General features: G+C 61.9%; 13 protein-coding genes. 4 read left to right on the forward strand and 9 right to left on the reverse strand.

The genetic code is table 11. The features are described 5' to 3' along the window. Positions 1-128: 128 nt before the first annotated feature. The 4 genes from recA (at position 129) to ACEXP3_RS14830 (ending at position 5,990) form a co-directional block, all read left to right on the forward strand. Positions 129-1,217: a recombinase RecA gene (recA, locus tag ACEXP3_RS14815; RefSeq protein WP_210104937.1), complete on the forward strand. Its 1,089-nt coding sequence runs from the start codon at positions 129-131 to the stop codon at positions 1,215-1,217. 167 nt (positions 1,218-1,384) lie between these two features. Continuing rightward, positions 1,385-4,045, forward strand: coding sequence for an alanine--tRNA ligase (gene alaS, locus ACEXP3_RS14820; RefSeq protein WP_377297977.1), 2,661 nt, complete (start codon positions 1,385-1,387; stop codon positions 4,043-4,045). 288 nt (positions 4,046-4,333) lie between these two features. Further along, positions 4,334-5,185: a tRNA 2-thiocytidine(32) synthetase TtcA gene (gene ttcA / locus ACEXP3_RS14825; RefSeq protein WP_377298000.1), complete on the forward strand. Its 852-nt coding sequence runs from the start codon at positions 4,334-4,336 to the stop codon at positions 5,183-5,185. After that, positions 5,175-5,990 (forward strand): inositol monophosphatase family protein, encoded by an 816-nt coding sequence (locus ACEXP3_RS14830; RefSeq protein WP_377297978.1) that lies wholly within the window; start codon positions 5,175-5,177, stop codon positions 5,988-5,990. The genes ttcA and ACEXP3_RS14830 overlap by 11 nt, the downstream gene beginning before the upstream one ends. Before the next feature lie 72 nt (positions 5,991-6,062). On the opposite strand, the gene ACEXP3_RS14835 is transcribed toward ACEXP3_RS14830, so the two are convergent. The 9 genes from ACEXP3_RS14835 to purS all read right to left on the reverse strand — a co-directional run bounded on the left by ACEXP3_RS14835 (position 6,063) and on the right by purS (position 13,227). Next, positions 6,063-7,268 carry a multidrug effflux MFS transporter gene (locus ACEXP3_RS14835; protein ID WP_377298001.1) on the reverse strand — a complete coding sequence of 402 codons (1,206 nt, stop codon included), beginning with the start codon at positions 7,266-7,268 and terminating at the stop codon, positions 6,063-6,065. Between the two features lie 129 nt (positions 7,269-7,397). Next, positions 7,398-7,733, reverse strand: a complete 336-nt coding sequence (gene grxD, locus ACEXP3_RS14840) for a Grx4 family monothiol glutaredoxin (protein WP_210104941.1) — start codon at positions 7,731-7,733, stop codon at positions 7,398-7,400. A gap of 150 nt (positions 7,734-7,883) precedes the next feature. Beyond that, complete coding sequence (locus ACEXP3_RS14845; protein ID WP_210104942.1) at positions 7,884-8,120, reverse strand: BolA/IbaG family iron-sulfur metabolism protein; 237 nt, start codon at positions 8,118-8,120, stop codon at positions 7,884-7,886. A gap of 177 nt (positions 8,121-8,297) precedes the next feature. Continuing rightward, positions 8,298-10,505 (reverse strand): phosphoribosylformylglycinamidine synthase subunit PurL, encoded by a 2,208-nt coding sequence (gene purL, locus ACEXP3_RS14850; RefSeq protein WP_377297979.1) that lies wholly within the window; start codon positions 10,503-10,505, stop codon positions 8,298-8,300. A 117-nt stretch (positions 10,506-10,622) separates the two neighbouring features. Continuing rightward, positions 10,623-11,195 carry an acyloxyacyl hydrolase gene (locus tag ACEXP3_RS14855; RefSeq protein WP_245365728.1) on the reverse strand — a complete coding sequence of 191 codons (573 nt, stop codon included), beginning with the start codon at positions 11,193-11,195 and terminating at the stop codon, positions 10,623-10,625. A gap of 285 nt (positions 11,196-11,480) precedes the next feature. After that, positions 11,481-11,870 (reverse strand): hypothetical protein, encoded by a 390-nt coding sequence (locus ACEXP3_RS14860; protein ID WP_210104944.1) that lies wholly within the window; start codon positions 11,868-11,870, stop codon positions 11,481-11,483. Between the two features lie 164 nt (positions 11,871-12,034). Continuing rightward, a complete protein-coding gene (purQ, locus tag ACEXP3_RS14865) occupies positions 12,035-12,706 on the reverse strand; it encodes a phosphoribosylformylglycinamidine synthase subunit PurQ (RefSeq protein ID WP_377297980.1) in 672 nt (223 codons plus the stop codon). Next, complete coding sequence (locus ACEXP3_RS14870) at positions 12,703-12,960, reverse strand: hypothetical protein (protein WP_210104946.1); 258 nt, start codon at positions 12,958-12,960, stop codon at positions 12,703-12,705. The genes purQ and ACEXP3_RS14870 overlap by 4 nt, the downstream gene beginning before the upstream one ends. Positions 12,961-12,984: 24 nt before the next feature. Continuing rightward, a complete protein-coding gene (gene purS, locus ACEXP3_RS14875; RefSeq protein WP_210104947.1) occupies positions 12,985-13,227 on the reverse strand; it encodes a phosphoribosylformylglycinamidine synthase subunit PurS in 243 nt (80 codons plus the stop codon).

The following is a 13,227-nucleotide window of genomic DNA, read 5'->3' on the forward strand; positions in this document are numbered from 1 at the left end:
ACACGCACCGGATTACGGTGCATTAACAAGAGGATGATCCCTCTTGCAATGTGAGAACAAAAAGTGTACATACCGATCAAGAGCTGCTTCATTGCGAGCGCGGCTGCTTTAACCTAAAGGTGGATCGGATGGCACAGAATTCATTGCGGCTCGTAGAGGATAAAACAGTGGACAAGAGCAAGGCGCTGGAAGCGGCACTGTCGCAGATCGAACGTTCCTTCGGGAAAGGCTCGATCATGAAGCTTGGCGCAAACGAGAGCGTGGTCGAGATTGAAACCGTGTCGACGGGCTCTCTGAGCCTCGATATCGCGCTCGGCATCGGCGGCCTGCCGAAGGGGCGTATCGTAGAGATCTATGGGCCGGAAAGCTCGGGCAAGACGACGCTTGCGCTGCAGACGATTGCAGAAGCGCAGAAGAAGGGCGGCATCTGCGCCTTTGTCGATGCCGAACATGCGCTCGACCCGGTCTATGCCCGCAAGCTGGGCGTTGACCTGCAGAACCTCCTGATCTCACAGCCGGACACAGGTGAGCAGGCGCTGGAAATCACCGATACGCTGGTGCGCTCGGGCGCCGTCGACGTCCTGGTCGTCGATTCGGTTGCGGCCTTGACGCCGCGCGCCGAAATCGAAGGCGAGATGGGCGACAGCCTGCCGGGTCTTCAGGCCCGCCTGATGAGCCAGGCGCTGCGCAAGCTCACCGCCTCCATTTCGCGGTCCAACTGCATGGTCATCTTCATCAACCAGATCCGCATGAAGATCGGCGTGATGTTCGGCTCGCCGGAAACCACGACAGGCGGCAACGCGCTGAAATTCTACGCCTCCGTGCGTCTCGACATCCGCCGCATCGGCGCGGTGAAGGAGCGCGAAGAGGTCGTGGGCAACCAGACCCGCGTGAAAGTGGTCAAGAACAAGATGGCGCCGCCCTTCAAGCAGGTGGAATTCGACATCATGTATGGCGAAGGCGTATCGAAGACCGGCGAGCTGGTCGATCTCGGCGTCAAGGCCGGCATTGTCGAAAAGTCGGGCGCCTGGTTCTCCTACAACAGCCAGCGCCTTGGCCAGGGGCGTGAAAACGCCAAGAGCTTCCTGCGCGATAATCCGGAACTGGCCCGCGAGATCGAGATGTCGCTGCGCCAGAACGCCGGCCTGATTGCCGACCGCTTCCTGCAGAACGGCGGCCCGGAAGCCGATGACGGTGACACGGAGCCGGACGCCTGAGCCCCTGAAGGGCGCATGGCCTGACGATTGATAACTGGATGGCGGCCGTGCATGTGGCAAAGATGCACGGCCGTTTTTCGTCGTGCTGGACAGGGTTCCGTTCCGACGATAAAAGCCAATGGATTTTTTAGCGGAAAGGCTGCTGGGGCGGCTTAGAAGGGCATGGCATGAGTGGCGTGAATGAGATCCGGTCGACCTTCCTCGACTATTTTCGCAAGAACGGTCACGAGGTGGTCTCCTCGAGCCCGCTCGTGCCGCGCAACGACCCGACGCTGATGTTCACCAATGCCGGCATGGTGCAGTTCAAGAACGTCTTTACCGGTCTTGAAAGCCGTCCCTATTCAACGGCCACCACCTCGCAGAAATGCGTGCGCGCCGGCGGCAAGCACAACGACCTCGACAATGTCGGCTATACCGCCCGCCACCTGACCTTCTTTGAAATGCTCGGCAACTTTTCCTTCGGCGACTATTTTAAGGAAAACGCCATCGAACTGGCCTGGAACCTGGTGACCAAGGGCTTTGATCTGCCCAAGGACCGGCTGCTGGTGACGGTCTATGCCGAGGACGACGAGGCGGCGGCTCTTTGGAAGAAGATCGCCGGTTTTTCCGACGACAAGATCATCCGCATCCCGACCTCCGACAATTTCTGGCAGATGGGCGATACCGGGCCCTGCGGTCCGTGCTCGGAAATCTTCATCGACCAGGGCGAGAGCGTCTGGGGCGGTCCTCCCGGTTCCCCGGAAGAGGATGGCGACCGGTTCCTGGAATTCTGGAACCTCGTCTTCATGCAGTTCGACCAGTCGGCGCCCGGCGAGCGGTCGCCGCTGCCGCGCCCGTCGATCGATACCGGCATGGGCCTCGAGCGCATGGCCTGCATCCTGCAGGGCGTCCACAGCGTCTTCGACACGGACCTCTTCCGCACGCTGATTGCTGCGACCGAAGAGGTGGTCGGCGTGAAGGCGGAAGGCGATGTGGCGGCAAGCTTCCGGGTTATCGCCGATCACCTGCGCTCCTCCGCTTTCCTGATTGCCGATGGCGTGCTTCCGTCTAACGAAGGTCGTGGCTATGTGCTGCGCCGCATCATGCGTCGCGCCATGCGCCACATGCAGCTGCTCGGTGCGCGCGAACCGCTGATGTGGACGCTGCTTCCGGCACTGGTTGGCGAGATGAGCCGCGCCTATCCGGAACTGCTGCGCGCCGAAAGCCTGATTTCCGAGACGCTGAAGCTCGAGGAAACCCGCTTCCGCGCGACACTCGCGCGCGGCCTGACGCTCCTGTCCGATGCAACGTCGGACCTCGACAAGGGCGACAGCCTGGATGGCGAAACCGCCTTCAAGCTCTATGACACCTATGGTTTCCCGCTCGACCTCACGCAGGACGCACTGCGCGCCCGTGGTATCGGCGTGGATCTCACCGGCTTCAACGATGCCATGCAGCGCCAGAAGGCCGAAGCCCGCGCCAGTTGGTCCGGCTCCGGCGACAAGGCCACCGAATCCGTCTGGTTCGAACTCAAGGAAAAGCACGGCGCGACCGAATTCCTGGGCTATGACACCGAAACCGCCGAAGGCGTCGTGCAGGCGATCGTGCGCGACGGCGCCGTGATCGAGCGGGCAGAGGCCGGAGACACCGTGCAGATCGTCGTCAACCAGACGCCGTTCTACGGCGAATCGGGCGGCCAGATGGGCGATACCGGCGTCATCTCGACGGACGGCGCAAAGCTTACCGTCACCGATACGCAGAAGAAAGGCGAGGGCCTGTTCGTCCATTCCGCCATCGTCGCTGAAGGCGCACTGAAGGCTGGCGAGCCGGTCGTCCTGACCGTCGATCACGCCCGTCGCTCGAAACTGCGTGCCAACCATTCGGCCACGCATCTGCTGCACGAGGCGCTGCGCGAAGTGCTCGGCACCCATGTGGCGCAAAAGGGTTCGCTCGTTTCGCCGGACCGGCTGCGTTTCGACGTGTCGCATCCGAAGCCGATGTCGGCCGAGGAGTTGCAGACGGTCGAAGACATGGCCAATGCCATCATCCTGCAGAATGCGCCGGTGACGACGCGCCTGATGAGCGTCGACGATGCGATTGCCGAGGGCGCCATGGCGCTGTTTGGCGAAAAATACGGCGATGAGGTCCGGGTCGTCGCCATGGGCACCGGAATTGAGGGCCAGAAGGCCGGCAAGCCTTATTCGGTTGAACTCTGCGGCGGCACGCATGTGGCAAAGACCGGCGATATCGGGCTGGTGCGCATTCTGGGCGAAAGCGCAGTCGGCTCCGGCGTGCGCCGCCTGGAAGCGGTGACCGCCGAAGGCGCGCGCGACTATCTTGCCGAGCAGGACGAACGGGTGAAGGCACTGGCAAGCGCGCTCAAGGTTCAGCCGGGCGAGGTCGTCTCGCGCGTCGAAAGCCTGCTGGACGAGCGCAAGAAGCTCGAAAAGGAACTGGCGGACGCACGCCGCAAGCTCGCCATGGGCGGCGCGCAGGGTGCCTCCGCCGATGAGGTCCAGGATCTCGGCGGCATCAAATTCCTCGGCAAGACTCTGGCCGGAATCGATGCCAAGGATCTGAAGGGGCTGGTCGATGAGGCAAAGACTGGGCTCGGCTCGGGTGTCGTGCTGCTCATTGGTGTTGGCGCCGACAACAAGGCCAGCGCCGTGGTGGGCGTGACGACCGATCTGACGGAGCGCTTCAGCGCCGTCGATCTGGTGCGCGTCGCCTCCGTGGCGCTCGGCGGTAAGGGCGGCGGTGGACGCGCCGACATGGCCCAGGCCGGTGGCCCGGACGGCGAAAAGGCCGATGCGGCCATTGCCGCGGTGGCGCAGACGCTGGCCGGCTAACCGTCCTGTTTTCCCGCGCGCGGCAAAGTTCTTGCGCGCGGGTTTTTGACCGGTGTCGTTGCGGTATTTTTCGCCGCGAATGGACGGCAAGAAACTGCGGTTGGGCTGCTGGTCGGTTTTGAGGGCGCGCCGGGCTTTGGCAGGTCAGCGACTATGCGCCGCCGAGCCGCCCTCTATGGCGCGCCACACCGACAACTTATGCAATGCCGCTTCGGCTGAGGCAGTGCGGCAATCGGACGGGAGACGGACGTGACGCTTTCAGCGGCAATCGACGAGAGCGAGGACGTCCTGCCGCAGGCAGACGGCTTCCTGAACGGGATCTATGCGCACGCGCCGCAGACGACGGCGTTCAACAAACTGCGCAAGCGCCTGCTGCGTCAGGTTCGCCAGGCGCTCGATGATTTTAGCATGCTGAACGGCCAGAAGCGCTGGCTGATCGGGCTCTCCGGCGGAAAAGATTCCTATTCGCTGCTGGCGCTGCTGATGGATCTGAAATGGCGCGGCCTGTTGCCGGTGGAGCTTGTGGCCTGCAATCTCGATCAGGGCCAGCCAAATTTTCCCAAACATGTGCTGCCGGATTATCTCACCTCGATCGGCGTCGCCCATCGCATCGAATATCGCGACACCTATTCCGTGGTGAAGGAAAAGGTGCCGCAGGGCGCCACCTATTGCTCGCTCTGTTCGCGGCTGCGCCGCGGCAACCTCTACCGGGTTGCGCGCGAGGAAGGCTGCGAGGCGCTGGTCCTCGGCCACCACCGCGACGATATTCTCGAAACCTTCTTCATGAATCTCTTTCATGGAGGGCGGCTCGCCGCAATGCCGGCAAAGCTTCTGAATGATGACGGCGACCTGATGGTGCTGCGGCCGCTTGCCTATTGCGCCGAAGAGGATCTCGAAAAGTTTTCAAGCGCCCTGCAGTTCCCGATCATTCCCTGCGATCTCTGCGGCTCCCAGGATGGGCTGCAGCGCAATGCGATGAAGGCGATGCTGACGACGATGGAAACGCAGATGCCGGGGCGCAAGGACCGCATGCTGCGCGCGCTGTCCCACGTCAATCCCTCGCATCTACTCGATCCTGCCCTGTTTGATTTTTCCGCGCTTGTCCCCGTGCCAAAGAGTGAGGTTGCTGATGTCGATTGATGTGATGGCGCTTGCCGACGTGTTGCGTCGCGCCGCCAAGGCCGAAATCCTGCCGCGGTTTCGCCGCCTCAATGCCGAGGATATTCGCGCCAAGAGCGAGGCAAGCGACCTTGTGACGGAAGCCGATGTCGAGGCGGAACGGATGATCCGCGCCGAGCTTCAGACGCTCGCTCCCGATGCGCTCTTCGTCGGCGAGGAATCGGTGGCTGCCGATCCCGCGCTCCTGCCGCGCCTTGCCGATGCGCCGCTTGCCATCATTGTCGATCCGGTTGACGGTACGTTCAACTTCGCCTCGGGCGTTCCCGCCTTCGGCGTGATGGCCTCGGTCGTCCACAAGGGCGAGACGATTGCCGGCATCATCTACGATCCGATGGGCGATGACTGGGTTCTGGCGGAGAAGGGGTCCGGCGCTTTCCGGCGGCGGCCGGACGGCGAGACGATCCGCCTCTCCGTTGCCGCACCAAAGCCGATCGAAGCGATGATCGGCTTTGCCTCCACCGGCTTCTTCTTCGGCGAGGAGCGTCGGAAAATCCTCTCCAATCTCGCCAAGGTCAGGATGTTTGCCTGCTATCGCTGCGCCGCGCAGGAATACCGCACGCTTGTCGGCGGGCATGTGGATTTTGCCCTCTACAACAAGCTGATGCCGTGGGATCATCTGGCCGGCACGCTGATTGCGCAGGAAGCGGGCGCCCATGCGGCAAAATTCGATGGGAGCACCTATCGTCCGACGGACCTGAAAGGTGGGCTGCTGGTGGCAAGCGATCGCGACAGCTGGCACCACCTCCGCGATGAAATCATCGCATAAAGCTTTCTCATCCCAAAGAAAAAGGCCCCGGCGCGATGCATCGGGGCCTTTTTTTCAACAGCGTCTGGCGCCTCAGGCGCGAGGATTGTGGGCCTGGAAGAGCTTGCCCTTTTCAGCGATCAGCACAAAGACCAGCCCGATGATCGACACGGTGAAGAAGCCGAGAACCATCGGCAGCGCCGTTCCGTTGAAGGCCTGACCGATGACGGCGCCGATTGCTGCCCCGCCGACCGTACTCATGAAGCCGAGGACGGAGGACGCAGTGCCGGCGACATGGCCGAGCGGCTCCATGGCAAGCGAATTGAAGTTGGCGCCAATCCAGCCGAACATGAACATGGCACAACCGAAGAAGCTCAGAAACAGCAGGAACGGCATCGGCTGCGGGCCGAAGATCTGCACCAGCATCCATACGAACGTGACGAGGATGAAGCAGAGCAGGGAGGCATGCGAGAGCTTGCGCATGCCGAAGCGGCCGACGATGCGCGAGTTGATGAAGGAGGCAAGCGACATGAAGGCAGCAACGGCTGCAAAGGCCACCGGGAACCAGTGCCCCAGCTGATAGATGCCGACATAGACCTGTTGGGCGGAGTTGATGAAACCGAACAGGGCGCCGAAGATGAACGTGGCCGAAATCGTGTAGCAGAGCGCCACGCGGTTGGTGAGGACGATGCGGAAGCCGGCGACAACAGAGGTCAACGTCAGTGGGCGCACGTCTTCCTTCGCCAGCGTTTCCGGCAGGCGCATGCACATCCAGATGAGAAGCAGGATGGCCATGACACCGATGAACAGGAAGATCATGTGCCAATCGCCACCCAGCATGATCAGCTGGCCGGTGCCCGGCGCGATGATCGGCACGATCATGAACACCATCATGATAAGCGACATGACTTCCGCCATGGCGCGCCCGCCAAACACGTCGCGGACGATCGAGACCGTGATGACGCGCGTGGAGGCCGCTCCAGCGCCCTGGATGAAGCGCAGCGCCAGCAGCAACGCAAAGGACGGCGTGGCAACGATGGCAAACGAGCAGATGATGTAAATCACCAGGCCGACGATCATCGGCAGGCGGCGCCCGAGCCGGTCAGACAGCGGGCCATAGAGCAGCTGCGCAAAACCGAAGCCGAAGAGATAAGACGAGACGATATACTGGCGGGCGTTCTCATCCTCGACCTGAAGGGCAGCGCCGATTTCCTGAAGAGCCGGCAGCATGATATCGATGGCGAGCGCATTGAGCGCCATCAGCATGGCCATGAGCGCGATAAATTCGACCTTGCCCATGCCTTTGAGGCGGGCAAGCGGATTGTTGATGTCGGGGGTCACACGAATATCCTGAAAATACGAAAGGCGCCGCTTGATGCGGCGCCTCGATCATGATCGAATTTGGTCTGACACAGACCGGAGGGGCCGTCAGGCGGCGCCGCGAACGGCGATACCCTGTTCCTGGAAGTGGGACTGAAGCTCGCCGGACTGGAACATCTCGCGCACGATATCGCAGCCGCCGACGAATTCACCCTTGATGTAAAGCTGCGGAATCGTCGGCCAGTTGGAATAATCCTTGATGCCCTGGCGGATTTCCGGATCTGCAAGGACGTTGATGCCCTTGTAGTCCACGCCGAGGTAATCGAGGATCTGCACAACCTGCCCGGAAAAGCCACACTGCGGGAACTGCGGGGTGCCCTTCATGAAGACAACGACATCGTTGCCCTTCACTTCACTGTCAATCAAGTCCGAAATGCCGCTCATCGTTTCTATCCTTGTCTGTCCGGAGTAAAGGTCCGGAGTGTCTCAGGGCCTTAGATAACACGCACGCATGGAAATTCCAGCACCGCATTGACGGTGACGTGATCAATTCCGTCCGATCACCGTGCTTTAGCCGCCGATTGTGACAGTGGTTTACTCGGCCGGCGCCGATGTCTGCAGCGCAAGCGCGTGCAGAACGCCGCCCATATTGCCCTTCAACGCCTCGTAGACCATCTGGTGCTGCTGCACGCGGGTCTTGCCGCGAAAGGCTTCCGCCACCACTTCGGCGGCATAATGATCGCCATCACCGGCCAGGTCCCGGATGGTGACCCGGGCACCCGGAATGCCGGCCTTGATCATGTCTTCGATTTCCCCGGGTCGCATCGCCATCAGCTGGTTCCTTCCATTGCAGTCTGTTCATGCCTTTCCAGAAGAGTGCCAAAAAGCACGCAATTGTCAAAGCACCTGCCCCATAAATCCTGAAGAGTTTAACGCTCAGTCGTGAGATGGCAGGATCCTGTCCGGCACCGATGACAGTGCCGGATGAGAGAGGTCAAGCTGGCATGATCATGCCATGAAGGTCGGGAACCAGCTTTCATGGGCATTGACCAGCACGGTCACGGTGACGTTGACGATGTCATCAATGATGAGCGCTTCGCCGCCGACCGGACCGAGGGTGCGGAAGGGAACGCCGGCCGATTCGGCACTGGCACGGACGAAATTGGCGAGATCGGCCGGAACGGCAATCACATAGCGCGCCTGGTCTTCGCCGAAGAGCAGAGCATGCGGCAGACCGCGGCAATCATTCAGCGACAGACGTGCGCCCTTCTGAGAAGCCATGGCCATTTCGGCAAGCGCCAGAGCAAGGCCGCCGGACGAAAGATCGTGGCAGGCGGTGACCTGGCCGTTGCGGATGGCTGCACGCACGAAATCGCCGTGACGACGTTCGGCCGCCAGATCGACCACCGGCGCGGGGCCAGCGGTCGAGCCGAGGAGATCGCGCAGGTAGATCGAGGAACCGAGATGGCTGCCGTCGATACCGATCATGATCAGCACGTCGCCGTCCCGTGCCGTGCCGATCCGCGCCATGGCCGACCAGTCGGGCAGGAGGCCGACGCCGGCAATGGTCGGGGTCGGCAGGATCGCGACGCCATTGGTTTCGTTGTAGAGCGAGACATTGCCCGAAACGATCGGGAAGTCGAGTACGCGGCAGGCTTCGCCGATGCCCTGGATGGCGCCGACCAGCTGGCCCATGATCTCCGGCTTTTCCGGATTGCCGAAATTCAGGTTGTCCGTTGCAGCCAGCGGCTCGGCGCCGGTTGCCGTGATGTTGCGCCAGCATTCGGCGACCGCCTGCTTGCCGCCTTCCACCGGATCGGCCTCGACATAGCGCGGCGTGACGTCGGAGGAGAATGCGAGCGCCTTGGTCGGATGCGTCTCGATGCGCACCACGCCGGCATCGCCGCCCGGAAGCTGCAGCGAATTGCCCTGGATCAGCGTATCATACTGTTCGTAGACCCAGCGGCGGCTCGACTGGTTCGGCGAGCCGACCAGAGACAGCAGAGCGGCATTGTAATCCGCAGGCTCTGCGACCTGTTCGGCCGGCAGAGCTGCACGCTTGTCGGAGGCGCGCCAGGGGCGATCATATTCCGGCGCTTCGTCGCCCAGTTCCTTGATCGGCAGGTTTGCCACTTCCTCACCCTGATGGATGACGCGGAAGCGCAGGTCGTCGGTGGTCTTGCCGACGATGGCAAAGTCGAGACCCCATTTGACAAAGATCGCCTTGGCGATCTCTTCCTTGGAGGGTTCCAGAACCATGAGCATGCGCTCCTGGCTTTCCGACAGCATCATTTCATAGGCGGTCATGCGGTCTTCGCGCACCGGCACGCGGTCGAGCTGCAGCTCGATGCCGAGATCGCCCTTGGCGCCCATTTCGACCGCCGAACAGGTGAGCCCCGCGGCCCCCATGTCCTGGATGGCGATGACGGCACCTGTGGCCATCAGCTCGAGGCAGGCTTCCAGCAGGCATTTTTCGGTAAAGGGGTCGCCGACCTGCACGGTCGGGCGCTTCTCCTCGATCTGCCCGTCGAATTCGGCAGAGGCCATGGTGGCGCCGCCGACGCCGTCACGGCCGGTCTTTGCGCCGAGATAGACGACCGGCAGGCCGACGCCCTTGGCTTCCGACAGGAAGATGCCATCGGCCTTGGCAAGGCCTGCGGCAAAGGCGTTGACGAGAATATTGCCGTTGTAGCGCGCATCGAACTCGACCTCGCCGCCAACCGTCGGCACGCCGAAGGAATTGCCATAGCCGCCGACGCCGGAGACGACGCCGGAGACGAGATGCTTCGTCTTTGCGTGATCGGGCGCGCCGAAGCGCAGTGCGTTCATCGCGGCAATCGGACGTGCGCCCATGGTGAAGACATCGCGCAGGATGCCGCCGACGCCGGTGGCAGCCCCCTGGTACGGCTCGATATAGGAGGGGTGATTGTGGCTCTCCATCTTGAAGACCACGACGTCACCATCATCGATATCGACGACACCGGCGTTTTCGCCCGGCCCCTGAACGACGCGCGGTCCCTTTGTGGGCAGGGTGCGCAGCCACTTCTTGGAAGACTTGTACGAGCAGTGCTCGTTCCACATCGCCGAGAAGATGCCAAGCTCGGTATAGCTCGGCTCGCGGCCGATCAGATCGAGGATCCGCTGATATTCATCGGGCTTCAGGCCATGGGCGGCAATGAGGTCGGGCGTGATCGCGATCGTATTGGAAATGGTCATCGTCTTCTCTAGTGGCGGTCCAGACTGGCGTCTCTTTAGCCTAGAAGACACATGGGCGCGACAGGAAATTTCCGGTCACGCCCAACTCATTTTCAAACCGTTACCGGTGTCTCGGCCTTAGAACTTGTAGCCCAGCATCACGCCGCCGCGCGACAGGCCGTTATTGGTGTCGCCGCAGAGATTGGCATGGGAGGAATGCTCGGCCATGGCGATGACGCGCCAGTTCTTGTCCAGATTGACGCCGGCGGCGACATATTCGTGAAACAGCGTGTGGCAGCCGACAAACGGGCCGCGACCGCCATCCGGATCAAGCTTGCCATCGTTCAGGCTGCCGCCGAAGCCGGCTTCGAGGAAGAAACGTTCGCCAAGATTGGCCGTCCAGGAAAAACCGGCATAGACCTGGTTTGCTTCGCCGGCCGTGGAAATATCAGCGCCGACATGGATGCGCGGGCGGATGAGTTTGCGCCAGCCGGGTGTGTTGTCATGATCCCAGGGATCAAAGAACAGCATGCCGTTGATGAAGGCGCCCTTTTCGTCATTCGTATAGGTCTTGTCGATCGCAACCAGCGAGCCGAAGCGGGCTTCGTCGAAGATCGGTTCCTCAGCAAGCGAAGAGGTAATAGAAGACACAAGCGCGCTCGTGGAAACAGCGAGCACCATCGCAAGCCGGACAACCGCATTAGGGGCCATGGGGGCAACTCCGTTAAGATCAGCGGCGCAACGGCAAACCGAAGCACCGGACGGAAGGTATTGCCGGGTTTTAAGGAAAAGCAAGCAACAAGCGCCGGCTGCATCCTTTCGAGGCAAGAATGGGGCAGGGTGTTGCAAGATCGGAACGTAAGGCGGAACTTTTCAGTGACCGGAGATGGCGCTTCTGCGCCATCCGTGCCGGTTTGGCAAAGCGATACGGACTGCGTCCGCCGATCAACAGGCGCCGATGCCGAATCGGCGCAAGGGGCAGGTGCTCGCGCGGCCTCAGCAGCCCTTGCCGCCGGCGGCCCAGCGCTGCACGTCACGCCGGATGCGTGCGCCATGGGCGCCGTCCACCATCGGCCCGAAGGCATCGACGCGCGCCGGATTGCCTTCGGCCTGTACGACGAGAAGCGGGCGCGATTCGGGGCTGTGCTTCGGCACGGCCAGAATGCGCGGGCGGCCCGAAAACGAATTGAGTTCCGGCGCCATCCGATAGGCGGCAAAGGCCGGGTCGGCGGACTTGAACCAGCAGCCATTGGCGGCAATCGCCACGCGCTCCATGGTCGGCAGGGCGCCCCGGTTCACCGCAACGGGTGCCGGACGTTCCGGCTTGCAGCCGGACAGGGTGACAAGGGCTGTGGCTAGAAGGGCAAAGGCTGTTCTGGTTTTCATCGGGGATCGGGTCCGGTTGAAGAAAAGTGCGGATGGACGCGCCGCAAACCGGACCCGGTCCAACGGCGTGTCGCGTGTGACAAAACCCTGTGCGTCGGACATGTCAAAAGGATGTCCGGCCCCAGGGCGTCTGGCGGATTTTTTAAGGGCGCCCGGCTGCTGCTTCAGGCGGCGATGACGTCGAGAGCCGAGGCAAAGATGCCGCGACCGTCCGTGCCGCCATGGGCGGCCTCGATCAGGTTTTCCGGATGCGGCATCATGCCAAGCACATTGCCCGCCTCGTTGACGACGCCGGCAATATCCAGCATCGACCCGTTCGGGTTGGTGCCTTCGGCATAACGGAAGACCACCTGACTGCGGTCGTTCATCGCCTTCAGCGTCTCGGCCTCGACGAAATAATTACCGTCATGGTGGGCAACGGGGCAGCGGATGATCTGGCCCGGAGCATAGGCGCGGGTGAAATCCGTCTCGGCATTCACCACCTCGAGCTTGACCTGCTTGCAGACGAATTTCAGCGACGAATTGCGCATCAGGGCGCCCGGCAGCATGCCGGCTTCGACGAGGATCTGGAAGCCGTTGCAGACGCCCAGAACCTTGACGCCCTTTTCTGCCTTTTCGCGGATGGCCTGCATCACCGGCATGCGCGCGGCAATCGCGCCGCAGCGCAGGTAATCACCATAGGAAAAGCCGCCGGGAATGACGATGAGATCGACATCCGGGATTTCCGTCTCGGTCTGCCAGACGGTGACCGGCGCCTGGCCGGAAATGCGGGTGAGGGCGGCAATCATGTCCCGGTCACGGTTGAGGCCGGGGAGCTGGACGACGGCGGACTTCATGGGTGGGGCTCAAACCTTGCTTGTGCTTCTGCCAGTTCTCGAAGTTCGAGACGGTTTTCGATACGGTCGAGACGCAACTCGTGTCGCGCCAAAGTCGTGTGAAGGTTATGGATATCCTGATGCAGGGCCACGATTGCGCCCCGCATCGCGTTCACTTCGGCCTTTATTTCGCGCTGGCCCAGTTTCACATCCGCAATATCCGCATGCATTCGCTTCAAAAGCTCGTACATGAGGTCGTTGGAAATATCGGCCATGCGAAATGTCTCCGCTGATGCTCCCTAGAGCAGAGCGATAGAATAGTTCTCGATGACCGTATTGGCCAGCAGCTTTTCGCACATGGCCTTCAGGTCCTCTTCCGCCTTGACGCGGTCGGACGTGTCGAGTTCGAGGTCGAACACCTTGCCCTGGCGGATCTGGTGGACGCCTTCGAAGCCGAGGCTGCCGAGCGCCCCTTCGATGGCCTTGCCCTGCGGATCCAGAACGCCATTCTTCAACGTGACGGTTACGCGTGCCTTGATCAC

Source organism: Neorhizobium fuzhouense (assembly GCF_042611105.1).
Classification (GTDB): Bacteria; Pseudomonadota; Alphaproteobacteria; order Rhizobiales; family Rhizobiaceae; genus Neorhizobium; species Neorhizobium galegae_A.